This window comes from Stenotrophomonas sp. YJH_SMC_119 (genome assembly GCF_059368315.1).
The window spans coordinates 13,464-40,412 of sequence record NZ_JCAFRP010000005.1; the positions used below are offsets into that span (position 1 = coordinate 13,464).

Below are 26,949 nucleotides of genomic sequence, written 5' to 3' on the forward strand. Positions count from 1 at the left end.
CTGGACCGCACCCTGCGTGGATGCTGCCGCCGGTCAGGGCACCGGCTGCGCCAGGATCTTCCGCACCGAACGGCCGCTGTTGGTGAGGATGTCATCGACCTGCCAGCAGCCCTGGCCCTGGCGCACCATCGGCAACCGGGTCACGTAGGCCTTCTTCCAGACCAAATAGCGCATTTCTACCTGGCCGGTGGTCGCCGAGGCCTCTTTCCAGCTGTAACGCACGGGGCTGTCGATGTCGCCATCCTGCGCATCCAGCCACGGATCGGAATCGATCGTGCAGATGCCCTCCTCGCGCTGCTGGCAGGCACGCTCATCACGCAGCGCCTTGCCGAAGGCCGCGCTGACCAGCGCGGCCGGCGGATCCAGCAGATCACCGTTGCCGGTCGTCGCCTCGTAGAAGGCGCGGGCCACAGCCGCAGGCTCCCGGCAGGCGGGAGCAGCCTGCACGGTGGGGGCCAGCAGCAGCCCGGCGATCACGAACATCCCTGTCTTTCGCATGTATTTCTCCTTGAGGGAGTGCCGGCCGCTGGCCGGCACTACAGGATATCCCGGCGCTGCCGGCCAGCGGCCGGCACTACCCGATACCCGGCTTACAACCCGTAACGCTCGATCACGTCCAGGTGCGGCTGGCGATCCTGGTCGCAGGCTTCGGCCAGGCGCAGCCAGCAATGCGGATGCGGCCACGTCGCGGTCTGCTGCTGGAGGAAGCGGTGCAGCGCCAGCGGTGCATGGTCCTGCGGCTGGGCCACGGTGAACAGCAGGCCGGGCAGCGTACCCTCTTCCACATCGGGGTCGGTGACGGTGTAGTCCGGGCGGCTGTGCGACCACACCTTCCAACCCTGTGCTTCGGCCGCCTCGACGAAGACGTTCCAGGCCTCTTCGCCCGGGTGCGCGCCATCGATCATCCAGCTGCGGGCGAAGCCGCCGCGTTCCAGCACATGCACCTGCGCATAGGTCGGGATGAAATGCTCGCGTGCTTCCTCCTCCTCGGGTGCCGGATGCACCAGCGCGGCATCGAACACCACCCAGTCGCCCACCTGCTGGGCGCGGTTGGACGGCGCGTTCTCGACGATGCGCGCGGTCACCGGTCCGCTGCGACGGGCGTAGTACTCCATCGGCTCACCGTTCTCTTCGCTGCGGATGATCACCCAGCCCCACGGCTCTTCGACCATGCCTTCCTGGCTGGACAGCTCCATGCCGATCGCCTTCGCCGAGCGACGCACGGCGTCCCAATCCCGCGCCGCGCTGGCGGCACTCATGTGGTCCCAATGCGCGGCATTCGGCTCTTCCAGCAATTCAACCAGCTGCGCATAGCAGGCCTGTGCTTCGCTGAAGCGGCCGGTTTCCATGTACATGCGCGCCAGCGTGCCGCGCGCGCCGTGCGAGCCCGGAGACAGCTCCAGCAGGGATCGGGCCGCCTGCTCCAGCGCCGGCCAGTCGGACACGCGGCGTGCACGCTGCACCTCGCACCAGTGCGCGAACACCGGCACGCTGCCGCGATAGAGATCGGCCAGCTGGCGCAGACCATCGTCGTCGCCCTGTTCGGCCAGCCAGCGCATCAGCGTGTAGGCCGCGGGACCATCGTTCTGCGCATGGCTGCGTACGAACCGCCACAGCAGCGCGCGCGCCTCGGGCTGCGCGCCGCAGGCATTGAGTGCGCTGGCCGCCATCTCGGCCAGCGCCTCGTCATCGGGCAACTCGGCATGCGCCTGCAGCAACCACTGCGCTTCGCGCTCGGGATCGCGCGACTGGTTCTGTTCGCCCTGCGCGTCCAGCCATGCCAGCAGCTCGCCCGCCGGCACCGGCAGCGGTGCGACATCCGGCAACGCGTCGATGCGCGCGGCCAGGCCGGCCACCAGCGCCGCAGCACCACGATCCTGGCGCAGCTGCGCCAGATGGGTGCGGGCCAGTTCCAGCTGCCGCAGTGCCACCCAGCGCGCGCCACGCTGCAGCGCCAGCTCCAGGCTCAGTGCTGCCACTTCGATCAGCAGGCGATGCGATCCGACCCGGGCAAAGTGCTCGATGATCGTGTTGAAGCGCGTGCCCAGATCCCAGGTATTGCGCGCAGGATCCCGCTGGCAGAGCGCGGCGGCGGTGTTGGCCCACAGGCGCCAGTAGTTCGGAGTCAGCTCGCTCCACGGCACCAGCTGCTGCAGCGCCTCTTCGTCGCGACCCAGCTGGGCCAGCGCCCAGGCCTTGGACAGGCGGCGCGGCACCGTGCAGTTGGCCGGCTCGTATTCTCCGGACGCAGCAACTTCGGCCTCCCGCTTTTCGATCAGCGCCAGTGCCTCATCGGCACGGCCCATTCCCAGCAGGATCTTGATCTGCATCTCCGGGAAGCTGTCGAACACTTCCTTGCCACAGGCCTCCACGGCATCGGCCTGCGCCTGCAGGTAATCCAGCGCCGCCTGGCCACGACCATCATCGAGCAGCGCATCGGCCTTCTCGCAGCTAAGGCACTGGAAACAGGCCCAGCTCGGATCGATGCGACCCAGTGTTTCATCGCAGACCTCGATGCGCTCGGGCACCCAGCCCGGGCCATCGATGTTGCCATAGCAGGCAGCCAGATCCTGGGTCACGCAGATCGACTGCGGGCATTCCAGCGTGTCATCACGGTGCGCACGTTCGAACAGCGCCACCGCTTCGCCCAGCGCGCTCTCGCCTTCGACGCGGTTGCCGACGCGGTTGCGCAGCGCCCAGTGGCCGACATAGACGTCGACCCACGGGTTGTCCAGCGCCTTGCCCAGCGCACGCGCTTCGGGCAGCAATGCATCGACGCGGTCGATCTGCAGTTCACTCACCTCGTCGGCGAGACGGTTCAGCAGGTGCGCGTTCTGCGCCTGGCCGGCCTGGCGCAGGTCACCCTGCAGTTTTTCGACCCAGTTCCAGATGTCCATGGGGTAAGTGCTCCTGTCTAGCGAAGGCTGGATGAGAAGGTACGGTGCTCAGCGCAGCATCTGCTGCAGGGCACCGGCAATATCGGTAAAGGCGCCGTTGAGATCCGGGCCGGGCGTAGCGTTCGCGCGTGCCAGCGGGCGGCCCTGCGCGGCGACGATGATCTTCAGTGAGCGCAGCAGACGGGCTGCGGCTTCGGCCTGTGGATGCCCCTCGCGCTGGGCGCGCAGCAGCGCCTGCACTGCCGGGTTATCGAGATTGAGGTACAGCCGCGACGGCGCGCGCGACTCGATGCGTGCGGTGAACTGCCGGGCCAGGCGCAGCGCGGCCATCGACACGCGCTTGTCGTTCTCGTCGTCTTCCAGGCGCTGCTTCAGCTCGGCTTCGCGGTCGGGCACCACCACCACCGGCAGCGACTCGGGGCTGAAGCGTGCCGGCAGCAACTGTTCGCCGTCGCCCAGCTGCTCGCGCAGCCATGCCAGCTGCGCCTCGTCGAGGCTGTCATCGCTTCGGAACAGTGCACGGTTACCCTGCTCGGTCCCCAGTTCAACCAGGCGCAGGCCCTTGGCCTGGGCCCAGCGACGCAGGAACGGCACGACTGCATAGCGGTGGCCATGCGCGACCGGTACCCCCATCGCGCGGAACAGCATCTCCTCGAAGCCACCGCCATTGTCGAGAATCACATGCACGGCACCACGCGCCGGCAGCGCACTGGCCGGCAGGTCGCCCTGCGAAGTCGGCACGCGCACGTGCTCCAGCAGCAGGTCGAACAGGCGGTCATCGCACAGCGCCGCGCCCAGCAAGGCCTCATTATGGCGCGTGAGAACGCGTCGCCAGGCTTCCGGCTGCTGCCGTGCGACGTCGGCCAGGCCATCAATCAGCGCCTCCAGCAGCGCGTGCTGCACGGCCCGGTACTGGTCATCGCGCTGCAGGTCTTCGCGGCTGGCGGTGGGCGTCAGCCGCGAGGATTCGATCACTCCGCCGATGAAGCCCGCCCACGGCGGCAGCAGGTCGCGCGCATCGTCGTCCAGCAGCATGCCGCGCACGAACACCGAAAGATTGCGGTTGTCACTGGTGCCGTAGGTAGCGCCGTCCTGGACCCACAACAGGCCGGTGGCATCGCTGTCGCCATCCGCGCGCAGTGGCACGGTGACGATCGGCTCGAAATCGTGCTCGAAGCGCGCAGCGAACTGCAGCGCCTGGCGACGCGCCTGCACCGGATGCACGACGACGTCACCCTGGCTGCGCCACGGCGGCGGCTCGGGGTTGAGCGCCTCGGCCGCAGCACCGATGAAGATCGGCTCGGACAGCAGCGCGCAATAGCGGCCCAGCACCTCGTGCAGGCGCGCCTCGTTGGCCAGCGGCAGGAAATCCGGATGCAGCTCCAGTTCCACCTCGGTGCCAACCGCGCGCGCCGGCATTTCGCTGACGGTGTACTGCTCGGCATTGCTGGACACGTACAGATGACCCAGTTCCGGCGTCTGGTACGAGGTGGTACGCACGCTGACCCTGCGCGCCAGCACGAAGGCCGACAGGAACCCGAGGCCGAACATGCCGATCAGGCCTTCATCGTCCTCCCCGCCCTGGCGCAGGCCCCGGGTGTAGCCGACGCCCACGGTAGCCAGGTAGTCATGGATTTCCTGGCGGGTCAGGCCGGCACCGGTATCGGTGATGCGCAGCACGCCGGCAGCGGCATCGACCTGCACCGAGATGCGCGACGGTACTTCGATGCCGGGCTGCTCGATGCGGCGACGGATGATCGAGTCATGCGCGTTCTGCACCAGCTCGCGCAGCGCCACCATCGGGGTGGAATACAGGTGCTTGCCCAGCACCGTCATCAATCCATTGAGATCGACCCCTGCGCGACGGATTTCGGCGTTGGGGGCGGTGGGCGTGGTGTCCTGCATGTAATCGTTTACTCCTGGACACGGAAAGACGCCAGAGGGCGCCTTCGTCGAGCGGGAAAAACTAGCACAGGCAGGCTGACCGTTGCCGTATACGACGTTTGTAGAGGCAGGGCCGCGCGCATCACGCCGCGTCGATAGCCTCGGACAGGCGCTCCACCGCGATCACTTCCATGCCCTTCACCGAACCGCCCTTGGGCGCGTTGGCCTTGGGCACGATGGCGCGCTTGAAACCATGGGTGGCCGCCTCGCGCAGGCGGTCCTCGCCGTTGGGCACCGGGCGGATCTCGCCGGACAGGCCAACCTCGCCAAAGGCAATCGTCTTTTCCGCCAGCGGCCGGTCCTGCAGTGAGGACAGCACCGCCAGCAGCACCGGCAGGTCGGCCGCGGTCTCCTGTACGCGGATACCCCCGACCACATTGACGAACACGTCCTGGTCGCCGACCAGCACGCCGCCGTGACGGTGCAGCACGGCCAGCAACATGGCCAGGCGGTTCTGCTCCAGGCCGACCGCGACACGGCGCGGGTTCGACAGCGGCGATGCATCGACCAGTGCCTGCACCTCCACCAGCAGGGGCCTCGTGCCCTCGCGGGTGACCATCACGCAGCTGCCCGGCTGATGGGTGCTGCCGCCGGACAGGAAGATGGCCGATGGATTGGAGACTTCCTTCAGGCCCTTGTCCCCCATCGCGAACACGCCGAGTTCGTTGACCGCACCGAAGCGGTTCTTGAACGCGCGCAGCAAACGGAAGCGGCTGCCGCTCTCGCCTTCGAAGTACAGCACCGCATCGACCATGTGTTCGAGCACGCGCGGGCCGGCGATGCCGCCCTCCTTGGTCACGTGGCCGACCAGGAACACGGCGGTGCCGGTCTCCTTGGCGAAACGCACCAGCCGCGCCGCGCTCTCGCGCACCTGGCTGACCGAACCCGGCGCGGCGGTCAGGCTCTCGGTCCACAGGGTCTGCACCGAATCGGCCACGATCAGCCGCGGGCCCGCCCTGGAGGCATGCTGCAGGATCGACTCGACGCCAGTCTCGGCCAGCGCGTTGACCCCATCCAGTGGCAGTTCCAGCCGGTGCGCACGACCGGCCACCTGCGCCAGCGACTCCTCGCCGGTGACGTACAGCACCGGCAGTTCGGCCGCCATCTTTGCCACTGCCTGCAGCAGCAGGGTCGACTTGCCGATGCCCGGGTCACCGCCGACCAGCACCACCGCGCCCTCGACCAGGCCACCGCCGAGCACGCGGTCGAACTCGCCGATGCCGGTGCTGACCCGGCGGTGCTCGGTCTGCTCCACGTCCTTCAGCGCGGTGATCTTCGGCGGATCGATCTTGCCCGCCCAACCCGCCCGGCGCGACGCCGGCGCCTTGGCCGCCGCCGCGCTCTCCAGCACGATTTCCGACAGCGAGTTCCAGGCGTTGCACTCGGTGCACTGGCCCTGCCACTTGCTGAATTCGGCGCCGCATTCATTGCAGACGTAGGCGGTGCGGGCTTTGGCCATCGGATGATTTCCAGCAACGGGAACAGGCGTGGCAGGATAGCCGAGCCGGGTCGCAGGTGCTGCGACCGCTCAAGTCCCGCCTGCCCGCGCCGATAGCTGTCGCGGGCGTGCGCCTTGCGGGCGCCCCCTCCCTCCCCCTCTGGATTCAACATGACTGGCAGTTACAGTCAGAGCCTGGTCGCCATCTCCCTGCTGGTGGCCATTCTTGCTTCGTACACGGCGCTGGACATGGCCGGCCGCCTGGCCACCGCCGAGGGCCGCGTGGCCCGCTGGTGGCTGGCCGGCGGCGCGGCGGCGATGGGCCTGGGTATCTGGTCGATGCATTTCATCGGCATGCTGGCCTTCGACCTGCCGATTCCGGTCGGCTACGACCTCGGCATCACCCTGTACTCGCTGGCCGTGTCGATCGGCGCCTCGGCCTTTGCGCTGTGGCTGGTGTCGCGGTCCAGCCTGCCCTGGCGACGTCTGCTGGCCGGCGCCGTGCTGATGGGCCTGGGCATTGCCACCATGCACTACCTGGGCATGGCCGCGATGCGCATGCAGCCGGGCATCGACTATCACCCGGGCTGGTTCGCTGCCTCCATCGCGGTTGCCATCGGCGCCGCCGGTGCGGCGCTGTGGATTGCCTTCCGCCTGCGTGCCGAGCAGCGCAACACCACGCGCCTGCGCCTGCTCGCCTCACTGGTGATGGGCCTGGCCATCGTCGGCATGCACTACACCGGCATGGCCGCGGCGCGCTTCCCGGAGGGCAGCATCTGCGGCGCGGTCGGCAGCGGCGGCATCGACACGCGTTGGCTGGCGGTGCTGGTGATCGTCACCACGGTGGCGACCCTGGGCATCGCCCTGGTGGCCTCGCTGTTCGACCGGCAGATGCGCGTGCGCACCGGGCTGCTGGCCGATTCACTGGCACACGCCAACGACAGGCTGATCCAGGCCGCCCTGCACGACCCGCTGACCCAGCTGCCCAACCGCATGCTGCTGCAGGACCGCATCGAGCAGGCCATCGAGAAGGCGCGGCGGCGCAACCAGGCGGTGGCGGTGATGTTCTGCGACCTGGACGGCTTCAAGGCGGTCAATGATGCCTATGGCCACCAGCTCGGCGACCGTTTGCTGGTGGCAGTGGCGCAGCGCATCGGCGGCCTGCTGCGGCCGCAGGACACCTTCGCCCGCCTCGGCGGCGACGAGTTCGTGATCGTGCTGGCCATCGATGTTCCCGACGATGCAGTGGTGGTCGCCGAGCGGATCATCGCGGCGGCGGGCGAACCATTCCTGCTGGATGCAGCCGAGCTGCAGGTCAGCGCCAGCCTGGGCATCGCCCTGTATCCGGCTGATGCCGGCAACGAGCGCGAGCTGATGGCACACGCCGATGCGGCGATGTACCACACCAAGGAGACCGGCCGGAACGGCTATACGTTCTTCACCCCCTCGATGCAGCTCAGTGCCAACCGCCAGCTGCGCCTGCTGCAGGACCTGCGCAAGGCCATCGCCCGCGACGAGCTGGTGCTGCACTACCAGCCCAAGTTCCCTGCCGCCGGCGCACCGGCCACCGGCGCCGAAGCGCTGCTGCGCTGGCAGCATCCCGAGCTGGGCCTGCTGGCGCCGGATGTGTTCATTCCCATCGCCGAACGCAGCGGTCTGATCCTGCCGATCGGTGACTGGGTACTGGACCGTGCCTGTGCACAGCTGCGCGCGTGGCACGATGCCGGACATTCCGAATGGTCGATGGCGGTGAACCTGTCACCGTTGCAGTTCGCCTCGCCGGCGCTGCTGGACAGTGTGCGCGAGGTGCTGCAACGGCACCGCATCGAGCCGGCGTGCCTGACCCTGGAGATCACCGAGACCACGGCAATGAAGGACGTGGACGCCAGCCTGGCGATTCTCAACGACCTGACCGCGATGGGCGTGCACATTGCCATCGACGACTTCGGCACGGGCTATTCCAGCCTGCTCTACCTGAAGCGCATGCCCGCCACCGAACTGAAGATCGACCGCGCGTTCGTGCACGATCTGGAATGCAATGAAGAGGATGCCGCCATCGTCTCGTCGATCATCGCGCTGGGGCGCACCCTGCAGCTGCAGGTGGTGGCAGAGGGTGTGGAGACGCAGGCACAGCGCGAGTACCTGAGCGAACTGGGGTGTGATCAATTGCAGGGTTACCACCTGGGCCGACCAATGGACGCCGAGGAATTCCTGCGCCGGGTGGGGTGAGACCCCATCCACGCATGGCGTGGATCCTGGTAGAGCCGGCCGCTGGCCGGCTTCCCGCAATTGCCGGCCAGCGGCCGGCACTACCACCCTGTGCCGGCCATGCCAGGCGGGATGAGGCCGATGGCTTTGGGGTCGGATCCCTTGCTGCAGGCAAGGATTCAGACCCCATCCACGCATGGCGTGGATCTCCTGGTAGAGCCGGCCGCTGGCCGGCTTCCCGCAACTGCCGGCCAGCGGCCGGCACTCCCCCCCGTGCCGGCCATGCCAGGTGGGATAAGGCCGATGGCCTTGGGGTCGGATCCCTGGCCGCAGGCAAGGGCTCTGACCCCATCCACGCATGGCGTGGATCCTGGTAGAGCCGGCCGCTGGCCGGCTTCCCGCAATTGCCGGCCAGCGGCCGGCACTACCCCCCTGTGCCGGCCATGCCGGGTGGGATGAGGCCAATGGCTTTGGGGGCGGATCCCTCGCTGCAGGCAAGGGCTCTGACCCCATCCACGCATGGCATGGATCTCCTGGTAGCGCCAGCCGCTGGCCGCCTTCCCGTAATTGCCGGCCAGCGGCCGGCACTACCACCGCGCGTGCCATTCCCGGCGGGCGCGACAAACAAAAAAGGCCGCCCGAGGGCGGCCTTTCTGCGTGGCAACGTCGCGCGGACGTCAGTGCATCATGTGCACGTTCATGTTGTGCATGACCCACAGGGTACCGACCACGATGATGCCGATCACCACCACGGTGAAGGCCGCAGCGTTGACGTTCCAGCGGCTTTCCGAAGAACGGTCCAGGTGCAGGAAGAACACCAGGTGGACCAGCATCTGCAGCACCGCGGTGATGGCGATGACCACACCGTTGACGGTGCGCGAGAAATCACCCGACATCACCATCCAGAACGGGATGACGGTCAGCACCACCGCCAGCACGAAGCCGATCAGGTACGACTTCACGGTGCCATGGCTTTCGCCGCCGGTGCCGTGGTCGTGTGCATGGTTGTCATGTGCCATTACAGGGCTCCATTGAGATAGACGACGGAGAACACGCCGATCCAGATCAGGTCCAGGAAGTGCCAGAACAGGCTCAGGCACGCCATGCGGGTCTTGTTGGTCGGGGTCAGGCCGTACTTCTTCAGCTGCACGAACATCACCAGCAGCCACAGCAGGCCGGCGCTGACGTGCAGGCCGTGGGTACCGACCAGGGCGAAGAACGCCGACAGGAAGGCACTGCGGTCCGGACCGTAGCCCTGGTGGATCAGGTGCTGGAACTCCCACACTTCCATGCACATGAAGCCGAAGCCCAGCAGCCAGGTGATGCCCAGCCACAGGTACATCTGGCCCATCTGCTTGCGGTGCATGGCGATCATGCCCAGGCCGAAGGTCAGCGACGAGGTCAGCAGCAGCGCGGTTTCCCATGCCACGAACGGCAGTTCGAACAGGTCCTTCGCGGTGGGGCCACCATCGGTGCCGCCTGCCAGCACCACGTAGGTGGCGAACAGCGAGGCGAAGATGAGGCAGTCGCTCATCAGGTACACCCAGAAACCGAAGACGGTGTTGCCGCCGGTGTCGTGGTGCTCGTGGTCGTCATGGCCATGGGCCGCCGCATGCGCGGCGTGCCCGTGGCTCAGGGTCGAGGTATTGGTGCTCATGCCTTCAGCTCCGACTTCACCAGGCCCTGCGCTTCCAGGTGCTTGCGGTGTTCGTTCTCGATGCGTTCCACCTCGGCGGCCGGGACCCAGTAGTCCACGTCCTGGTCGAAGGTGCGGTAGATGAACGTGGCGATCATGCCGACGAAGCCGACGATGGCCAGCCACCAGATGTGCCAGATCATCGCGAAGCCGAACACCAGGCTGAAGGCACCGATGACAACGCCCGTGCCGGTGTTGCGCGGCATGTGGATGTCGGTGTACTTGGCCGGCTTCGGCCAGGCTTCACCACGCTGCTTGCGCTCCCAGAAATCGTCCAGTTCGGTGACTTCCGGCAGGGTGCCGAAGTTGTAGAAGGCCGGCGGCGAAGAGGTTTCCCACTCCAGCGTACGGGCATCCCACGGGTCGCCGGTCAGGTCGACGGTCTTCTTGCGGTCGCGGATCGACACGGCCACCTGGATGATCTGGCACAGGATGCCGGCGCCAACGATGAAGGCACCTGCGGCGGCGATCAGCAGCAGCGGCTCGTAGGCCGGGTTGACGGTGCTCTGCAGGCGACGGGTCATGCCCATGAAGCCCAGCACGTACATCGGCATGAAGGTCACGTAGAAGCCGATGAACCAGCACCAGAACGCGCACTTGCCCCAGAACTCGTTGAGGCGGAAGCCGAACATCTTCGGCCACCAGTAGGTGATGCCAGCGAACATGCCGAACACCACGCCGCCGATGATGACGTTGTGGAAGTGGGCGATCAGGAACAGGCTGTTGTGCAGCACGAAGTCGATGGCCGGGATCGCCAGCATCACGCCGGTCATGCCGCCGATGACGAAGGTGACCATGAAGCCGATGGTCCACAGCACCGGGGTGGTGAAGTGCACGCGGCCGCGGAACATGGTGAACAGCCAGTTGAAGATCTTCACGCCGGTCGGGATCGAGATGATCATCGTCGTGATGCCGAAGAAGGCATTGACGTTGGCACCCGAACCCATGGTGAAGAAGTGGTGCAGCCACACGATGAACGACAGCACGCCGATGCAGGCGGTGGCGTAGACCATGCCCTTGTAGCCGAACAGCGCCTTGCGCGAGAAGGTCGCGATGACTTCGGAGAACACACCGAACGCCGGCAGGACCAGGATGTACACCTCCGGGTGACCCCAGATCCAGATCAGGTTGATGTACAGCATGGCGTTGCCGCCACCGTCATTGGTGAAGAAGTGCGTACCCAGGTAACGATCCAGGGTCAGCAGCACCAGGGTGATGGTCAGCACCGGGAAGGCAGCGACGATCAGCACGTTGGTCACCAGGGCGGTCCAGGTGAACACCGGCATCTGCATCAGCTTCATGCTGGGGGTACGCATCTTCAGGATGGTGATGAAGAAGTTGATACCGCTCAGCGTGGTACCCAGGCCTGCGACCTGTAGACCCCAGATGTAGTAGTCCATGCCGACGCTTGGACTGTATTCGATGCCCGACAACGGTGGGAACGCCAGCCAGCCGGTGGCAGCGAACTCACCGATCCACAGCGACAGCATGATCAGCACAGCGCCCGACACGAACAGCCAGAAGCTGAGCGAGTTGACGAACGGGAACGCGACGTCGCGCGCACCGATCTGCAGCGGCACGGCCAGGTTCATCAGGCCGGTGATCAGCGGCATCGCCACGAAGAAGATCATGATCACGCCGTGGGCGGTGAAGATCTGGTCGTAGTGGTGCGGCGGCAGGTAACCCTCGGACCCGCCGACGGCGAGCGCCTGCTGGGTACGCATCATGATCGCGTCGGAGAAGCCGCGCAGCAGCATGACGAAGGCGACGATGAGGTACATCACGCCGATCTTCTTGTGATCCACCGAGGTGAACCACTCCTTCCACAGATAGCCCCACAGCTTGAACTTGGTGATCAGGGCCATGACGCCCAGACCACCCAGCACCGCGCCGACCAGGGTGGTCAGCACGATCGGATCGTGGGGGATCGACTCAAGAGAGAGTTTTCCCAACATGTTCATTCTCCCGAACCCGCGTGGCCAGCATGGCCAGCGTGTTCGTGTTCGGTGGCATCCAGGTTTTCACCCGATTCCTTGGAATCATGCGCGTCACTGGGGGCATGCCCCTCGTGCGCTTCATGGCTGGCGGCATCGGCAGCGGCGGCACCGGCGTGCGAGTGCTTCATGCCGTAATGCTTGTTGTCGCCCATGTGCTTGGCGATGACCCAGTCGAACAGGCCTTCTTCGGTCTTGCCGAAGTAGGTGACCGGATACCACTCGGCGTTGCGTGCTTCACCCAGGGCCTTGAACGAGGCCTTGTCCAGGGTCTGCTCACCGGCACGGACCTGGTCCAGCCACTGGCGGTATTCGGCATCGGTGACCGAGTAGGCGGTGAAGTGCATCTTGGCGAAGCCTGCGCCACTGTAGTGCGAGGACATGCCCGGGAATTCACCGGTCTCGTTGGCGATCAGGTGGAGCTTGGTCTCCATCGCAGCCATCGAGTAGATCATGCTGCCCAGGTGCGGGATGAAGAAGGCATTCATCACCGAATCGGACGTGATCTTGAAGTTCAGCGGCGTGTTGACCGGGAACTTGATTTCGTTGACGACCGCCACCTTCTCTTCCGGATAGATGAACAGCCACTTCCAGTCCAGCGAGATCGCCTCGATGGTGACCGGTTTGACGTCCGATTCCAGCGGACGATACGGGTCCAGCGCGTGCGACGAACGCCAGGTCAGGACCGCCAGCACCAGCACGATCATGCAGGGAATGGACCACACCACCACCTCGATCGCCGTCGAGTGGGACCACTTCGGCTCGTAACGGGCCTTGGTGTTGGAGGCGCGATACTTCCACGCGAAGGTCAGGGTCATGATGATGACCGGGATGACGACCAGCAGCATGAGCACGGTGGCCGTGATCAGCAGGGTCTTCTCATCCTGGCCGATCTGGCCCTTCGGACTGAGGATGGCCACGGCATCGCAGCCGGTGAGCATCACCAGCAACGACAGCAGCAGGCCCGGGCGCAACCAGCGCCCAAGGGTTTTCAACGGAATCATCGGTCGATCCAATTGCGAGGGAATGCCGTTCCCCGTCCTGCCTGTTCCGGCCAAAGCCGGTCCCACCGGTCCGGGAGACAGGTAGGGAGGTGGGTCGAGTCAGCCTTTCAATTTTAGGCCGTCACCCACCATTTAAGAAAGGCATTGACATTGATCGAGCGCAGGAAAGGCCCGATTCTGGCTGCGACACGTTGTCGCACCGCGCGGGCATGACGGGGCGCATGACCCAAGGCGGCATTCCGGCCCCCGACGTTTGCGGGCCGTTCGCCCTCGTTCGGCAAAGTCACCTGAATCGGTTCAGGCGTGCTGACGGGTGCCTGGCATGGGATGCTCGGCACAGGAGGAAGACCCCGATGGACAAGATCGACTTTAAGAAGCGCGACCGGGCACTCTATCACCCGCCCGCCGGCCAGTTCGTACCGGTCGATGTACCGCCCCTGCCCTACCTGATGGTCGATGGTCGCGGCGACCCGAACACTGCCACGGCCTACCTGCAGGCGGTGCAATGGCTGTACTCGGTGAGCTATGCACTGAAGTTCGCCCTGAAGGCCGGGGGCCAGGACTACGTGGTGCCACCGCTGGAAGCGCTTTGGACCGCCGAGGATCCGTCGAGCTTTGTGGCACGCCGCAAGGATGAGTGGAGGTGGACGGCGATGATCCGCACGCCGGATGGGATCCGTCCAGCGCAGTTGGAGGCTGCCATTGCCAAGGCGGCGAAGAAACTGGGCGACGTTCCGGCCAGCCTTCGCCACGAAATTCTCGAAGAAGGCCTCTGCCTGCAGACGCTTCACGTAGGCGCCTACGATGACGAGGGTCCGGCCCTGGCCCATCTGCACGACGAACTGATGCCCGCACTGGGTTACACCTTTGCCGGCCCCCATCATGAGATCTACCTGAGCGACCCGCGCAGGACCGACGCGACGCGGTTGAAGACCGTGCTGCGGCAGCCCGTCCGCGCGGAATGACCGCCTGCGAGCACCGCTCTGACAAGGGAGCAGAAGATTCATGCCCCTGATTGATCGTTTACTGCGCTGGACCACCCTGCCCACCGGGCGCCGCGCCTTCGCGCTGCTGTGCAGCGTGTTGTTGCTTGTACTGGCCTGCAATCCCGACCTGCTGCCGCTGCTGTCGCTGATCGATGCACTGGGGATGGATGTGGTGGTGTTGCTGCTGGCTGCACAGGTAACGGTGGTACTGCCCTGGCTGCGGGAACACACCGGGCGATGGTTCCGGCTGGCCATGCGGATCGCGGCCGGGGTGCTGGCCGGGGTGATCGGCGGCTATCTGCGGCAACTGGTGATGCTCGTGCTCATCAGATCCGGCACCTGCTGCGCTATATATAGGGCTTGATGCCCCGGGCCTGCAGGGAAGACATGAAACAGCTCGCTATCACACTCGGTGCACTGCTGCTGTCCGGCAGCGCATGGGCCGATACACACCAGACCGGAAAAATCACCAAACTGGTTGTCGAATCCACGTTCGTTTCCGTGTGGCTGGAAGGCCAGCCCACCAACAACGAGTGTGCTTCCGACGGGCGCTGGACAATCGATCTGGCCAGCGACAAATCCGGACGGGAAAAGTACGCGGCCATCCTGTCGGCGGCGTCATCGCGGACACAGATCGGCTTCCACGCTCTCACCAGCGAAGGTTGCGGCGTGTTCGGAGCAAAGAAGATCTACTATTTCGATCTTGCTTATTGAGGCAGATCTTCTCCCCAACTCGCGCTGCCCCATGGCGGGGATTGCCAACGCCTTCCATGGCCTGACCGGGCTCATTCAATCCAGACGTTGGAAATCGAATGTGACCTTCCTGGTGCAGCGGGATGGGACCGGAGGGAAACGCCACTTCGCCACGGCAACCAAGGCTGCGCGCTCATAAGCAGCATTGTCGACCCTCCCCCGGTCCAGCGCTTCAAACTGTGACCGCGTGATGACGGGATTTGTCACCCGCCCATCCTCTTCAACGACGACGGTCGCCACGACAGAGCCACGCACCTGCATCTCAGTCGCGGCGGAAACGACCGGCGCAATGGACTCCACCGGACTGCTTGCCGCCTGGCAAGGCCCAGGGAGCTCCTCACCGGCGCGACATGAGGCACTGGACAAGGCCAACGCAAGCATCAGAACGCGGTTCATTCAACACTCCCGATTGCTGGTGGGGGAGCAGACATTAACCGTGCCGTTCGTGTCGCTGTAGCTCTTCCGGGCAGGCTCCCCCAGCTCACGCGCGGCCCGGGTCTCCACCCCCGTAGCCCGCGCCTCCTCCGAAGATACGCCGACTCGGATCTGCATCACGCCGTTGCTCTCCGAGTTGGACTGTGGCGCAACAAGCGAAGCTTGGAAAGCGGACAATCCAACCCGATCATGCTGGGCAGCATGGCTCACCTCGTGACCGCCCCCCAGAGCAGGAGACTGGATCTCCCCGGAGGATTTGACGCGAAGTCCAGAGGTGACATCAATGCTGATGATTCTCTTGTTCTCGTCATATCCAAAATCACCATTGCGATTGAACTGTATGGTGTAGGTCTCATCGGATAGGAGAATCTGCTTCAGTTCAGAGCTGATGGTTTCTGACTTCATCCAATGGTTGAGCACGGCAGCACCATCACGCAGCGTCGCTCCGCCTTCAAATGCGTACTTGACGATTCGCCCATCTGGATCCGTGAACCTGTAAGGATTCCCGTTCGCATACCTATACCGGTTGAACTGCCCCACCGGCTGCTCATACGCCGTGACCGGATCAACCGACAGGAACACCCCCAACTGCGGATCCATGTAGCGCTGCTGCATGTAGATCAGGCCCGTTGCCGAGTCGCTCACGTGCCCGGTATACCCCGGCCCGTCCGTGACCTGACCACCGACCACGGCCCCGTAGGGCTCGTAGTCATAGCGCTTGATCACATTGCCGTTGGCATCGCTCTCAGCCACGACCGAGCCCAGGGCGTCAGTGTGGATGTACGTCACAGTGGTCTGGGCGATTGCGGATGGCGACAGACCAAGGCCGATCAGCAGCACACAACACAGCCAAGCGCCTGATGCCCCCAGCTTGCGAATTCGATCTCCACATCTCCTGAAGCGGGTAAACACGCCGCCTGCAGTTCCCCCGAACCTGCGCATCCTTCCAATCTCTGAAAGAGCCTTGAAGCAAGGCTGGGTATTCATAGCACAGGAATGACCGGCTGCAGTTGCCAGGTCAGGAACTGTGCAAGGAGCCATGCGCCTGGGAAGGCGGAGGGGCGGGTAGATCGCGAGGCTCAGAAATCGCGACCTGCCAGCCATGGGCTGGCACTTCTGGGGTTGCCGGCCAGCGGCCGGCACTACCAGAGCATAAAAAAAGCCCCGACCAAGGCCGGGGCTTTTCTACAACTGGTGCCGGAAACAGGAGTCGAACCTGCGACCTACGCATTACGAATGCGCCGCTCTACCAACTGAGCTATTCCGGCGGAGCCCGCGATTTTACGGGCTGGGCGCCCCGGCGGTCAATCCACCCGGCTCAGTCCGCCTCTACCCGGTTGGCACACACCCGCCCAGCCGCGAAATCCTGCAGGTTCCCCAGCGTGATCGCCGAGATCTCCTGCAGCGCCTCCACGGTGAAGAAGCCCTGGTGGCCGGTCACCAGCACGTTGGGGAAGGTCATCAGGCGCTGGAAGGCCTCGTCGTCGATGATCTCGCCGGACAGGTCCTGGAAGAACAGCGCGCTTTCCTGCTCGTACACGTCGATGGCCAGGTGGCCGAGCCGGCGCGACTTCAGCCCGCGGATCACTGCATGGGTATCCACCAATCCGCCGCGCGAGGTGTTGACCAGCATCGCGCCCGGCTTCATCCGCGCCAGCGAGGCGTCATTGATCAGGTGCTGGGTATCGGGCGTCAGCGGGCAGTGCAGCGAGACGATGTCAGCGCGCGCCAGCAGTTCATCCAGCGCCACCATCTCGCCGATACCTGCGAAGGCCGGCGACGGGTACGGGTCGTGCCCCAGCACCGTGCAGCCCATGCCCTTGAAGATGCGCGCGGTGGCCAGGCCGATCTTGCCGGTACCGACGATACCGACCGTGCGGCCATGCAGGGTCCGTCCAAGCAGGCCGTCGAGCATGAAGTTGCCTTCGCGCACGCGGTTGTAGGCACGATGGGTCTGGCGGTTGAGGGTCATCACCAGCGCCAGTGCATGCTCGGCCACGGCTTCGGGCGAATACGCCGGCACCCGCGCGACGAACAGGTCCAACGCTTTCGCAGCGGCCAGGTCCACATTGTTGAAGCCCGCACAGCGCAGCAGCACCGCACGCACGCCCAACGCGTGCAGCGCGCGCAGCACCTGCGCATCCAGCCGATCGTTGACGAACACGCAGACCGCGGCGCAGTCCTGTGCCAGCGCTGCGGTATGCACATCCAGCGCGGCATCGAAGTAGACGAACGTGTAACCCTGCCCCGCCGCCTCACGCAGGTTGGCTTCGTCCAGGAAGCGACGGTCGTAGGGTCGGGCGCTGAAGACGGCGATCTGCATGGAAGAACCTGGATGGAATGCCATGCCGACCATACCGCAGCCGCGCGTCCGTGGGGATGGCACCGGCGATGCGAACATCGCCGGTGCCCTGTGCCACTCAGAACTTGTAACCCAGCCCCAGCATCACGCCGTTCTGGATCTGCCCGTCACGACGCTCGCCCACGTAGTCGGCCATGATCGACAGGCGTTCGCTGGCGCGGCTGGTCACGCCCAGGTTCCAGGCCAGCACCTGCTCGCCCACGGCCTGGCTGCTTGCCCCGAACACCAGATCCGGAGCGGCGGCGAAGCCGGTGCTGTAGCGCGCCTGCGAGTCGCCCAGTTCCTTCTGCCAGACCACGCGGGCACGCGGGGTAATGCGCTCGCCGTTGTTGCCTTCGAAGGTCCTGAACAGCTGCAGGCCGGCGCCCACGCGGATGCTCTCCAGGCTGCCGCTGCGACCGACCAGTGCACCCGCACCCTGCCCTTCATTGAAGCGCGTGGCCGAGGTACGCGCGTAGTCCACCACCGGCAACAGCGGCTGGATCACCAGGCCCTTGCCCGTGGTGAATGAGAACGCGTGCTCCACCCGCGCGGAGATCGCATCGTTGCTGTACTTGGCACGCAGCGGCTGCTGCAGGCCATCGATACCGCTGACGCTGCGGCGGGTGTCGTGACGCAGGTCTGTGTAGCGCACCGCCGCCGACAGATAGCCGCGCGAATAGGTCGCGTCCAGGTAGCCGCCCACGTCCAGCGCGCGCACGTCACCACTGAAGTCGGAGCCGTCGCGGCCCTTGGTCGACATATCCGCCGCTGCCACGCTGACGCCCAGGGTGACGCGGTCATCGGCAACGCGGGTATCGGCGCCGACGACGATGCCGCCGATGTTATGGCTCAAGCCTGCCACGCCACCGTCGGCATCGATGCGGCCGTGGCTGGCGAAACCGCGCGCCCACAGGCCATGGTTGCGACCAGAGCCACTGCCTTCACCGCCACCCGCCGCCGGCTCGACCAGATGCATGGCCAGCTGGTTGAACAGGCTGCCGTGGCGCATGCCCGGCTGCGCCGACACCGATTGCGCGGCCTGCGAAGCCAGGCCGTCGGCATCACCACCACTGCGCATCGCGGCCTGGTGTTGCTGCACCACGTCGCCGATGCTGCCCACCAATGCGTTGTCGGCCAGGCGCAGGGTCGCGTGCGCGTCACCGCGCAGGGTACCGGCCTGCTGTGCGATCACGTCACGGTCGGCGAACTGCAGGGCGCCGAGCAGCGACTTCAGGCCACCATCCCTGCGATCGGAAGCGGTCGCCAGCGCGCGGCCCAAGCCATCGCCGGAAGTGCCGTTGGTGAACAGGCCCAGCTGGTCGAAACCCGGGTTGGCGGTCAGCCACAGGCCGTCAGCGGCCTGCTTCACGTTGAAGCTCAGCAGCGAGTTGTGGCGCGGGCGGAACACTTCGCCGCCGGTGATGCTGGCGCTGTAGCCGGTGTCACCCAGGCGCACGACATCTTCGAAGCCGCCCTGGTAGATCGGGCCCTGCACCAGGTCACGGCGGAAGTCCTGGCCGTAGTAACCCTGCGCCACGTTCAGTTCGAGGAAGGCCCCTTTGGAGATCACCAGCGCGCCGTCGGTCTGCTTGCTGTCGAAGAAACTGCCTACGCGCAGGCGGCCACTGCCCGCCCCGCCGTTCTCGGTCACATCGAACAGCACCTTCCCGCCCGGCATGATGTTGACGTAGCCATGGGTGACCAGATCACCGCCGCGCGGCATCAGGGTCCCGTACACGCGCAGGCGGTTGAAGCCGTCCTCGCGCCAGGACGGGCGGGTACCGCTGGCCAGCGCACTGAGATCCATAGCGGTGCCGGCCACGTCACCATTGCCGACCAGCATGCCTGCGCCCATTACCCGCACCTCCGAAGCGCGCAGGGCGCCGCCTTCCAGTGCGATGGTACCGTTGTCGACCAGCATGAAGTCGGCACCGGTGGTCGCGGAGGTCCGCCATGTCGCGCCATTGGTCACGCGGATCACGCCCATGGAGTTGTCCAGCGTGGACACATCCAGGTCGCCCAGGCGCAGCTTCGACAGCAGCAGGGCCTTGTATGTAGGATCGTTCTGGTAGTCCTGTACCGAGTTCGCGCCGATGCCCTGCGGACCATTGCTGGACGCGTTGTAGATGCTCTGCGCCAGGTTGATGTAGCTGGACTGCCAGTTGGTGTTCCAGCGCGCGAAGTCATCATCGACGAAGGTCTGCAGCTGGCGACCGGTGCGCAGGTAGCCCGGGTTGATGTCGCCGCTCACGTTGGCGGTGACATTCAACGTATCGCCCGGATCGCGGTAGCCCTTGGCGGTGATGACCCTGTTGCTGTAGATGTCCTGCCCCGGGAACGACTCCAGCTTGCTGCCGCTGCCATCAGGATCGAAAGTGACCGAGGCACCCGTGGTGCGCGCCGGATCGCGGAACACCAGCAGGCCGTTGGGCTGCACGACTTCATACATGGCCTTGTGCAGCAGCCCGGCATCGATGCCACCGCCGTAGTTGCCGGTATAGATCTGGGTCATCCGCGGCGACGGCGTGTAGATCACTTTGCCGCTGTTGCTGGCCGCGTGGATCTGTACCGAATCGACGATCGGCAGATCACCGGCCAGATAGCGTTCGACGCCACCGGACTGCATGATCGAGCAGGACGAAATGCAGTGGCCGGACACGATGGTGTTCAGGCCGGACGTGCGGATCACGCCCTGCAGCCACTCGCCGGCGATCAGCGCGCCACCATTGGAGGTGCGCAGCACCACTTCGCGGATCGGCCGCCCCTCGGCCTGTGCCTTGGCCAGCAACGCGGGCAACGACACCACATCGGCGTAGGTCACCCCGCCGCTCAGGAAGATGCGATCCCCCTGCACGTGATAACTCATTGCCATGACGTCATCAGCCGCCGCGATGGCGCCAACGGCGATCAGCCCGGCCAGGGCCAGGCTCAACTTCGAATGCTTCATACGTTCTCTCTCTCCACCCGCAACACGCGGGTAAGGAGTCAAACGGCAAAGCGCCGGAATCTCCCCCAGCCCGGTCGGCCGGAAAAAATGAATGCATTCACAATGAGAGAGGGGCACCACACACTCTTCCCCATCCGGTCATCGTCGCGTAAAACTCGAAGGCGCACCCGCCAACGTCAGCCGAGGCCAGCCCTGTCCGTTCCGTCCCCCCTGATCCACCACGCGCCGGAGCCACCCGCGCCTGCGGACGCCTTCATCGCGTTCGTACGCGAGGAACGCGCGCCACTGTGCGCGTTCCTGCGCACACGGGGCGTCGGGCCGGAGGATGCAGAGGACATCGCGCAGGACTGCATGGAGCGGCTGATCCGCTATCGCGCGCACGGCACCGACGAACTGCGCCTGCTGCTGTATCGTATCGCGCGCAATCGCCTGGCCGATCGCGGCCGATCGCCGCAGTCGCGACCGCACCTGTCACTGGCCGAGCATGATGGTCACGACGAGCCCACCAGCCCGTCGCCGGACCCCTTGCGCCAGGCAGAGTCCGGGCAGATGTTGTCCCTGCTGCGGCAGGCCCTTTTCAAATTGCCCGAGCGTGCGCGCGAGGTGTACCTGCTCAACCGGATCACCGGCATGAGCTATACGCAGATCGCGCGGCACTGTGGAATTACAGCCAAGACCGTGGAAAAACACATCGCCCGCGCCCTGCAGGGCCTGCGCCAGGAGTTGGGACCGGATCCGCTGCACAACGACGGGGATACCGAATGAGCAGCCACCGGCACACGGAAGACGCCTCGCTGTTCGCACGCGCCAGCGCCTGGGTAGCGCGGTTGGAGGCCCCGGACTGCACCCCTGCCGAACGCGAGTCGTTCGAAGACTGGCTGGCTGAAGACCCTGCCCATGTCAAAGCCTGGGCGCAGGCCGAAGATCTTTTCCAGCAAGGCCAGGGCCTGGCTGCGGACCCATGGCTGCGGACGGCTGCGGCGCGTGCGGCACGGCCTGCCCGACGCCGCTGGCTGCCTGCTGCGGCCGCGGCCGCTGGTATCTGCCTGGCCATCGGCGTGGGCTGGATGGTAGCGGTGGATGGCAACCCAGCCCCGCAGCGCTTTGCCAATGACACGCATCAGGCGCAGCGGCTGACCCTCCCCGATGGCAGCGTAGCCATGCTCGATGCCGGCACGACGCTGCACGCACGCTTTGGCTGGCGCCACCGCGAGCTGGACCTCGAACGCGGCCGCCTGCAGTTGCAGGTCGCGCCATCGAACAAAGCACTGCAGCTGCGCGCCGGCACCAGCACCATCCGCGATATCGGCACCACCTTCCAGGTCGAGCGCCTGCACGATGGCCTGGTCGAGGTCGCGCTGCTGGAGGGTGCGGTGGAAGTCAGCAACGGCGCCGCCCAGCACACCCTGGCCCCTGGCCAGCAACTGCAGGTACTCCCCTCCGGGCGCATCCAGCCCGGTCCAGCGCTGTCCTCCACGGCAGCCGCCGAGGGCTGGCTGCATGGGCAGCTGGTCTTCGATGCCACCCCGCTGTCGATCGTGGTCGAACGCATGAACCGCTATGGCCATGCACCGCTGGTGATCGCCGACCCGGAGATCACCGATCTGGCAGTCAGCGGCACGTTCCGCGCAGGCGACGCACAGGAGTTGCTGTCCGCGCTGGAACTTGGCTGGTCCATTGCTGGCCAGACGCGCCCGGATGGCGCGCTGGAACTGCGCCGCACGTACTGAGGAGGCCTGCGGTGATGGCAGGACCAGGCGCGCTGCAGTGGGGGCTGCTCCGCCCCCTGCTGTGCCTGGCGCTGCTGGTCGCCGCGCCGCCTGCCGCCCTCGCAGGCGATCCGGCTGCCACCCACGACTACCGCATCAACGCGGGCCCGTTGCCCTCGGCATTGCAGCAATGGGCACGGCAAAGCGGCATCGCTCTGGTGTTCGATGCCCGGGAACTGGCGGGGCTCCATGCCAACGGCACCCATGGCCAGGCCGATCCAGCATCGGCCCTGAAACAGCTGGTCGCCGGCATGCCGGTGACCATCCTTCGAACACCGTCCGGTGGCTTCGTGGTCCGCCGCATCCGCGTCGCGCCCGCCGTCGCGCCGCCGGTTCCGGCAACGGTGGCGCCGCGCCCGCGCATGCCCCCGCAGTCGCCCCCCCAGGTGGACCTGGCGCCGATCCATGTCACCGGCAGCCGGTTGCCGCGCACCTCCGTGCAGACCACCCTGCCGGTGACCACGATCGATCGCTCAGATATCCTGCGCAGTGGCTACGGCAGCCTGTTCGACCTGCTGCGACACCTGCCCGGCATGAACGGGCTGCCAGCGATGAGCAGCGCACGCAGTGGCGATTCGCAGTACCTGCCTGTCGGTGCGGCCGCCACCACCAGCCTGGATGGCATGGGACCGCGCGCCACCCTGTTCCTGGTCAATGGCCGGCGCCTGCCCCGTTATCCGATGGTGTCCCTGGAACAGGGCGGGCTCACCGACCTGGGCGGCATTCCACTCAGCTTTGTCGAACGCATCGAACTGGTGCGCGGCGGTGCTTCGGCCATCTACGGTGCCGATGCCATGTCCGGCGTGGTCAACATCATCCTCCGCGACCAGGCCGACGGCCCGGAGGCAACGCTGCAGACCGGTCTGAGCAGTCGTGGCGACGCCGGCCAGTACCGCGTGCAGGCCGCCACCGGAGGCCTGCGCGGGAGCGGCGACCGCTGGTTCGCAGGCATCGACCTGCATCGCGTCGATCACCTGGCGGGGGACCAGCGTGACTGGCACGCCGAGACGTCGCAGTACCTGATCGGCGCCTTCCGCGATGGCGACTACTGGCCCGCTACGCGCTGCGACGGACCATTGAAACGACGCAATGGCGCCTGCTGGTTCGACAGTTCGCGCCCTCGTTCGCTTCAACCGGCCTCCGATACCGCCTCGGCCTATCTGCGCTACCGGCATGAGCGTGGCCAGGGACGCTACGTCTATGCCGAAGCCCGCGCCAGCCACAACCGGCAGCGTTTCGATCTGGGCCCGACCGCCGTCGCCCTCGGCCTGTACGGCTACACCTTCAACAGCGTCCTGCGCGAAGCCGGCAATGTGCGTCCCCAGGTACGTGCCACCGACGCCGATCTCACCCTGGGCATCGGCCGGGACCAGGGCAGCCACAGCTGGGACGCCGGCATCAGCGCGCAGCGCAGCGACGTCACCCTGGCCACGCCGGGCACCGTGCGCGCCGAACCGTTCATCGAGGCGGCGCAGTCGCTCAGGTTCCTGCCAGGCTTCGATGCATTGCCCGCCGATGAAGCCACTTCGCTCTTCCCATCGATCCGCAACCGTGGACTTACCGAGCAGTGGCAGGGCTGGTGGGGCATACAGCGCGCATTGATGCCGATGCGGGGCGGCAATGCGCAGCTGGCTACCGGCATCGATCTGCGCCATGAACGCTGGACGTCGCACCCGGACACCCTGCTGAGCCAGGGCGATCTGGCACTGGGGCTGCCGCAGCAGCAGCGGCGCCTGTCGCAGCAGAGTGGCGGCGCGTATGCGGAACTGGGCCTGCCACTCACGTCGGAACTGCGCATGGACCTGGCCGCGCGCTGGGACTACGACGGCGACTACACGGCATTCTCGCCCCGTGCCGGCCTGCGCTGGACGCCAACACCGCACTGGTCGTTCCTGCTGGCCAGCGGCCGCGGCTATCGCGCGCCCAGCCTGTTCGAACAGCGCCGCCCGCCAGGACAGTTCGGCACCCTTACCCTGCCCGTCTCAAGCGCACTGCCACCTTGTGCACAGAGCGGGCCGGACGGCCGCTGCGTGGTCACTGCGGATGTGGAGGAGAACAACGCGCTCAAGGCCGAGAGCTCACGCAGCCATTCGCTGGCGGCGACCTGGTCACCCAGCGATGCGTTCTCGCTTTCGCTGACCCACAACATCGTCGAGCTGCGTAACGAGATCCTCGCGCTGCAACCGGCCGATGCCGTGTGGAACCGTGACACCTGGCAGTTGGATGAGGATGGCAACCTGAGCAGCCTCCGCCTGTCGTTCGACAATATCGGCCGCACCACTTCCCGCAACTGGGTGCTGCGTGGCGAATACCGGGTCGACACCGGCAGCACCGGCCAGTGGTTGTTCTCGCTGGACGCGCTGAAGCAGCAGGAGCTGCGCCGCCGTCGGGACCACGAGCCGGCGATCGACCTGCGCGGGCATGTCACGCCCGAGATGGCCGCGGTCCTCAACGTGCAATGGCAGAACAGCAACTGGGACATCGCCCTGCGCGGCAACCAGGTGGGCCGCACCCGCGCATGGCTGCCCGGCGCCGAGTGCCCGCAGCGGCAGATCGAACAGAACCACTGCATGAATCCGCGCCAGCTGCGCTGGAACCTGCACCTGGCGCGCCGCCTGGGCACACGCGTCATCGCGGCGCTGGACGTGCACAACGTGCTTGATGCGCAACCGGTGAACTACCTGGTCGGCAATGGTGGGCAGTTGCCGGGGCTGGACGATCCACTGGGTCGCTACTACCTGCTTACCCTGCAGTTCCGCTGAGCGTAGTACGCTACGCGGCCTGTTCCACCGGTCTGCCACCTTCCCCATGAAAGCCTATCTCTGGTTCTGGGGCGCGTTCCTGCTGTTCTTCGCGTTGCCCTTCCCCTGCATCCTCTATTTCGGAACCTCCTGGCCGGTGGCGCTGGCTGATCGCAGCGCGCCATGGCTGTCCCTGCTGCTGCTTGTGCTGTCGCTGGCTGCATGGCTCTCTCTGCTGTTCGCGTTCCTGCATTTCCTGCTGCTCGGCCCACCGCGCGCCCTGCATCGCGTCCGCTCGATCCTCGCCGATGGCGAACCGCGCGATGCGCTGATCGAACACGCTGAACAGACCGGCGTACAGGTGCGTGGCTTCGCGCAATGGAAACTGCAGCTGTCCTTCAAGAACCTGTCCGGCACGCCGATCCGCGAACAGCTGCTGGTGGTCGACAGCAAGCCGCAACTGCAGCGCTTCGGCGTCGGCAGGCACGTCGATGCACGCCTGAGCCGGGTGCCGGGCGCGTTCCCGAACGTGGTACTGGACGGTGCCCAGCCCGAACTGGATGTCGCCAGCCTGTGGCGGCGAAGCATCGGCGCAGCGCTCTGCATCGTCCTGGTAGCCGCTGCCTATGTGGCGGCCTACCGGCTGCAGAGCGAGGGCCTTGGCTGGACCTTCCTGTCCTTCGGCCACCCGCTGCTGGTGTGCCCGCTGGTGCTGTGTGGGTACATGTTGGGGCTGCGCCTGCTTGGCCGCCTGCTGCAGGCTGATGCGCGCGGCGACGCGTTGAAGTACCGCGGCATCGGCGTTGAGGCCAGGGTGCTGAAGGTGCGTCAGACCGGCACCTACCTCAACGAACAGCCGCAGGTGGAGTTCCAGCTGGAGTACACCGATCGTGACGGCCGCGCACAGCAGGTGAGCGTGCGCCGCTTCATCCCGCTGATCGATCTAGCCAACATCCCGCGCGAAAACGTGACCCTGCTGTACGACCCGGATGACCGTGGCAACGTGCACCTGGAGGGCGTATGAAACAGCCGCCCTCTACCCGCGCCGTGTTCCTCGTACTGCTGCTGGTTCTGGCGGGCGTGGCCGTTGCCGGCGGCGCAGTGCAGACCATCAGCGAAACGCTGGGGCATTCGGTACAGCCGGACCGGTTGCCACCCTCCGTCCCGTCTCAGTCGCCGCGCGAACAACCCGTATCGCTTGTGCCATCCCCGGCGCCCTTCCCCGCGGCGAGTACCGCTGCGGCGCCCGAGCGCAACAATCGCCTGTTCGATGCGGACTACCTGCTGGCTGCCCGCCAGGCACTGGAGCAGTTGCCAGCGCTGGCCGGACAGCGGTTGACGGTGTTCCACAGCATCCACTTCTATGACGATGGCCGCATCAACCTCGATCTGGTCGACCCGCAACAGCCGGGCCACGTCGACAGCTACCACTTCGAACGTGGCCAGTGGCGCAAGGGCAATCCGGTGAACCCGCAGCAGTTCGCGCCAACCATCAGCCTGCAGCGCAGCAGCACACCCCTGGCCAGCATCGATTTCGAGGCCGTGCCGCGCGTGGCGCAGGCACTGCAGGAACAACGCGACGCGCTGCAGAACCCCGCATCCGAAGTCGGCCACGTCTACGTGATCGTGCGCAAAGGCGGCAAGCTGGTGTGGCTGCCGGATGACGTCGCCGGTGACCGCGAATCCGTGCGCCTGCAGTTCGATGCGCAGGGCACCCTGCGCGGCGTGAACCGCCGATAGGCCACACAAAAAGGGGACGGAGGGGATTAAGTCGCATGTGCCTTGGTGCGGAT

General features: G+C 66.1%; 21 protein-coding genes and 1 tRNA gene. 9 read left to right on the forward strand and 13 right to left on the reverse strand.

From position 1 onward, the window contains the following. Positions 1 to 33: 33 nt before the first annotated feature. The 4 genes from AC5P6S_RS09270 to radA all read right to left on the reverse strand — a co-directional run bounded on the left by AC5P6S_RS09270 (position 34) and on the right by radA (position 6,300). Positions 34 to 498, reverse strand: a complete 465-nt coding sequence (locus AC5P6S_RS09270; protein WP_005412649.1) for a YqhG/Tai3 family protein — start codon at positions 496 to 498, stop codon at positions 34 to 36. Positions 499 to 590: 92 nt separating this feature from the next. Beyond that, complete coding sequence (locus AC5P6S_RS09275; protein WP_495204569.1) at positions 591 to 2,897, reverse strand: hypothetical protein; 2,307 nt, start codon at positions 2,895 to 2,897, stop codon at positions 591 to 593. Positions 2,898 to 2,945: 48 nt separating this feature from the next. Continuing rightward, positions 2,946 to 4,802 (reverse strand): ATP-binding protein, encoded by a 1,857-nt coding sequence (locus tag AC5P6S_RS09280; protein ID WP_005412647.1) that lies wholly within the window; start codon positions 4,800 to 4,802, stop codon positions 2,946 to 2,948. Positions 4,803 to 4,923: 121 nt separating this feature from the next. Continuing rightward, positions 4,924 to 6,300: a DNA repair protein RadA gene (gene radA / locus AC5P6S_RS09285; RefSeq protein WP_005408586.1), complete on the reverse strand. Its 1,377-nt coding sequence runs from the start codon at positions 6,298 to 6,300 to the stop codon at positions 4,924 to 4,926. A 150-nt stretch (positions 6,301 to 6,450) separates the two neighbouring features. On the opposite strand from radA, the gene AC5P6S_RS09290 reads away from it, so the two are divergent. Then, positions 6,451 to 8,508 carry a putative bifunctional diguanylate cyclase/phosphodiesterase gene (locus AC5P6S_RS09290; protein ID WP_495204570.1) on the forward strand — a complete coding sequence of 686 codons (2,058 nt, stop codon included), beginning with the start codon at positions 6,451 to 6,453 and terminating at the stop codon, positions 8,506 to 8,508. A 656-nt stretch (positions 8,509 to 9,164) separates the two neighbouring features. Here AC5P6S_RS09290 and cyoD read toward each other — a convergent pair. The 4 genes from cyoD to cyoA are packed head-to-tail and all read right to left on the reverse strand — an operon-like array spanning position 9,165 to position 13,181. Further along, the gene (cyoD, locus tag AC5P6S_RS09295; RefSeq protein ID WP_005408584.1) at positions 9,165 to 9,506 is read right to left on the reverse strand and encodes a cytochrome o ubiquinol oxidase subunit IV; all 342 of its coding nucleotides are present in this window, start codon (positions 9,504 to 9,506) and stop codon (positions 9,165 to 9,167) included. Continuing rightward, a complete protein-coding gene (cyoC, locus tag AC5P6S_RS09300) occupies positions 9,506 to 10,144 on the reverse strand; it encodes a cytochrome o ubiquinol oxidase subunit III (RefSeq protein WP_005408583.1) in 639 nt (212 codons plus the stop codon). Before cyoC ends, cyoD begins: the two co-directional genes overlap by 1 nt. Continuing rightward, the gene (cyoB, locus tag AC5P6S_RS09305) at positions 10,141 to 12,138 is read right to left on the reverse strand and encodes a cytochrome o ubiquinol oxidase subunit I (protein ID WP_005408582.1); all 1,998 of its coding nucleotides are present in this window, start codon (positions 12,136 to 12,138) and stop codon (positions 10,141 to 10,143) included. The genes cyoC and cyoB overlap by 4 nt, the downstream gene beginning before the upstream one ends. 2 nt (positions 12,139 to 12,140) lie before the next feature. After that, a complete protein-coding gene (cyoA, locus tag AC5P6S_RS09310; RefSeq protein WP_005408581.1) occupies positions 12,141 to 13,181 on the reverse strand; it encodes a ubiquinol oxidase subunit II in 1,041 nt (346 codons plus the stop codon). A 353-nt stretch (positions 13,182 to 13,534) separates the two neighbouring features. Between cyoA and AC5P6S_RS09315 the strand changes: the two genes are divergently transcribed. Genes AC5P6S_RS09315 through AC5P6S_RS09325 form a run of 3 tightly spaced genes read left to right on the forward strand, consistent with a single transcriptional unit; the run spans position 13,535 to position 14,881 of the window. Then, positions 13,535 to 14,146 (forward strand): GyrI-like domain-containing protein, encoded by a 612-nt coding sequence (locus tag AC5P6S_RS09315; protein ID WP_495204571.1) that lies wholly within the window; start codon positions 13,535 to 13,537, stop codon positions 14,144 to 14,146. A 40-nt stretch (positions 14,147 to 14,186) separates the two neighbouring features. Further along, complete coding sequence (locus tag AC5P6S_RS09320) at positions 14,187 to 14,531, forward strand: hypothetical protein (protein WP_065183103.1); 345 nt, start codon at positions 14,187 to 14,189, stop codon at positions 14,529 to 14,531. Positions 14,532 to 14,554: 23 nt separating this feature from the next. Then, a complete protein-coding gene (locus AC5P6S_RS09325) occupies positions 14,555 to 14,881 on the forward strand; it encodes a hypothetical protein (RefSeq protein WP_005412640.1) in 327 nt (108 codons plus the stop codon). Positions 14,882 to 14,956: 75 nt separating this feature from the next. Here AC5P6S_RS09325 and AC5P6S_RS09330 read toward each other — a convergent pair whose 3' ends face one another. From AC5P6S_RS09330 to AC5P6S_RS09350, 5 genes are all read right to left on the reverse strand, one after another. Further along, a complete protein-coding gene (locus AC5P6S_RS09330; RefSeq protein ID WP_024957469.1) occupies positions 14,957 to 15,316 on the reverse strand; it encodes a TonB family protein in 360 nt (119 codons plus the stop codon). Beyond that, positions 15,317 to 16,267: an RHS repeat domain-containing protein gene (locus AC5P6S_RS09335; RefSeq protein ID WP_024957468.1), complete on the reverse strand. Its 951-nt coding sequence runs from the start codon at positions 16,265 to 16,267 to the stop codon at positions 15,317 to 15,319. Positions 16,268 to 16,547: 280 nt separating this feature from the next. Continuing rightward, positions 16,548 to 16,623 (reverse strand) — tRNA-Thr (locus AC5P6S_RS09340). Positions 16,624 to 16,673: 50 nt separating this feature from the next. Next, positions 16,674 to 17,678 (reverse strand): 2-hydroxyacid dehydrogenase, encoded by a 1,005-nt coding sequence (locus AC5P6S_RS09345; protein WP_012479515.1) that lies wholly within the window; start codon positions 17,676 to 17,678, stop codon positions 16,674 to 16,676. Positions 17,679 to 17,775: 97 nt separating this feature from the next. Then, positions 17,776 to 20,646, reverse strand: coding sequence for an autotransporter domain-containing protein (locus AC5P6S_RS09350; protein WP_495204572.1), 2,871 nt, complete (start codon positions 20,644 to 20,646; stop codon positions 17,776 to 17,778). Positions 20,647 to 20,901: 255 nt separating this feature from the next. Here AC5P6S_RS09350 and AC5P6S_RS09355 point away from each other — a divergent pair, with 255 nt between their 5' ends. The 5 genes from AC5P6S_RS09355 to AC5P6S_RS09375 are packed head-to-tail and all read left to right on the forward strand — an operon-like array spanning position 20,902 to position 26,896. Continuing rightward, a complete protein-coding gene (locus tag AC5P6S_RS09355; protein ID WP_080052359.1) occupies positions 20,902 to 21,411 on the forward strand; it encodes an RNA polymerase sigma factor in 510 nt (169 codons plus the stop codon). Further along, positions 21,408 to 22,376, forward strand: a complete 969-nt coding sequence (locus AC5P6S_RS09360) for a FecR family protein (RefSeq protein ID WP_005408571.1) — start codon at positions 21,408 to 21,410, stop codon at positions 22,374 to 22,376. The genes AC5P6S_RS09355 and AC5P6S_RS09360 overlap by 4 nt, the downstream gene beginning before the upstream one ends. A 14-nt stretch (positions 22,377 to 22,390) precedes the next feature. Continuing rightward, positions 22,391 to 25,177 carry a TonB-dependent receptor gene (locus tag AC5P6S_RS09365; protein WP_049395515.1) on the forward strand — a complete coding sequence of 929 codons (2,787 nt, stop codon included), beginning with the start codon at positions 22,391 to 22,393 and terminating at the stop codon, positions 25,175 to 25,177. Positions 25,178 to 25,223: 46 nt separating this feature from the next. Beyond that, positions 25,224 to 26,180, forward strand: coding sequence for a hypothetical protein (locus tag AC5P6S_RS09370; protein ID WP_495204573.1), 957 nt, complete (start codon positions 25,224 to 25,226; stop codon positions 26,178 to 26,180). Then, positions 26,177 to 26,896 carry a hypothetical protein gene (locus AC5P6S_RS09375; protein ID WP_495204574.1) on the forward strand — a complete coding sequence of 240 codons (720 nt, stop codon included), beginning with the start codon at positions 26,177 to 26,179 and terminating at the stop codon, positions 26,894 to 26,896. Before AC5P6S_RS09370 ends, AC5P6S_RS09375 begins: the two co-directional genes overlap by 4 nt. Positions 26,897 to 26,949: the final 53 nt, after the last annotated feature.

Bases quoted from the DNA above. Each gene is read 5' to 3' on its own strand.
- AC5P6S_RS09280 (WP_005412647.1), bottom strand. From the start codon at position 4,802: ATGCAGGACACCACGCCCACCGCCCCCAACGCCGAAATCCGTCGCGCA.
- AC5P6S_RS09290 (WP_495204570.1), top strand. From the start codon at position 6,451: ATGACTGGCAGTTACAGTCAGAGCCTGGTCGCCATCTCCCTGCTGGTG.
- AC5P6S_RS09330 (WP_024957469.1), bottom strand. From the start codon at position 15,316: ATGAACCGCGTTCTGATGCTTGCGTTGGCCTTGTCCAGTGCCTCATGT.
- AC5P6S_RS09350 (WP_495204572.1), bottom strand. From the start codon at position 20,646: ATGAAGCATTCGAAGTTGAGCCTGGCCCTGGCCGGGCTGATCGCCGTT.
- AC5P6S_RS09320 (WP_065183103.1), top strand. From the start codon at position 14,187: ATGCCCCTGATTGATCGTTTACTGCGCTGGACCACCCTGCCCACCGGG.
- cyoC (WP_005408583.1), bottom strand. From the start codon at position 10,144: ATGAGCACCAATACCTCGACCCTGAGCCACGGGCACGCCGCGCATGCG.
- AC5P6S_RS09360 (WP_005408571.1), top strand. From the start codon at position 21,408: ATGAGCAGCCACCGGCACACGGAAGACGCCTCGCTGTTCGCACGCGCC.
- AC5P6S_RS09325 (WP_005412640.1), top strand. From the start codon at position 14,555: ATGAAACAGCTCGCTATCACACTCGGTGCACTGCTGCTGTCCGGCAGC.
- AC5P6S_RS09275 (WP_495204569.1), bottom strand. From the start codon at position 2,897: ATGGACATCTGGAACTGGGTCGAAAAACTGCAGGGTGACCTGCGCCAG.
- radA (WP_005408586.1), bottom strand. From the start codon at position 6,300: ATGGCCAAAGCCCGCACCGCCTACGTCTGCAATGAATGCGGCGCCGAA.
- AC5P6S_RS09365 (WP_049395515.1), top strand. From the start codon at position 22,391: ATGGCAGGACCAGGCGCGCTGCAGTGGGGGCTGCTCCGCCCCCTGCTG.
- AC5P6S_RS09375 (WP_495204574.1), top strand. From the start codon at position 26,177: ATGAAACAGCCGCCCTCTACCCGCGCCGTGTTCCTCGTACTGCTGCTG.
- AC5P6S_RS09315 (WP_495204571.1), top strand. From the start codon at position 13,535: ATGGACAAGATCGACTTTAAGAAGCGCGACCGGGCACTCTATCACCCG.
- cyoB (WP_005408582.1), bottom strand. From the start codon at position 12,138: ATGTTGGGAAAACTCTCTCTTGAGTCGATCCCCCACGATCCGATCGTG.
- cyoA (WP_005408581.1), bottom strand. From the start codon at position 13,181: ATGATTCCGTTGAAAACCCTTGGGCGCTGGTTGCGCCCGGGCCTGCTG.
- cyoD (WP_005408584.1), bottom strand. From the start codon at position 9,506: ATGGCACATGACAACCATGCACACGACCACGGCACCGGCGGCGAAAGC.
- AC5P6S_RS09270 (WP_005412649.1), bottom strand. From the start codon at position 498: ATGCGAAAGACAGGGATGTTCGTGATCGCCGGGCTGCTGCTGGCCCCC.
- AC5P6S_RS09345 (WP_012479515.1), bottom strand. From the start codon at position 17,678: ATGCAGATCGCCGTCTTCAGCGCCCGACCCTACGACCGTCGCTTCCTG.
- AC5P6S_RS09370 (WP_495204573.1), top strand. From the start codon at position 25,224: ATGAAAGCCTATCTCTGGTTCTGGGGCGCGTTCCTGCTGTTCTTCGCG.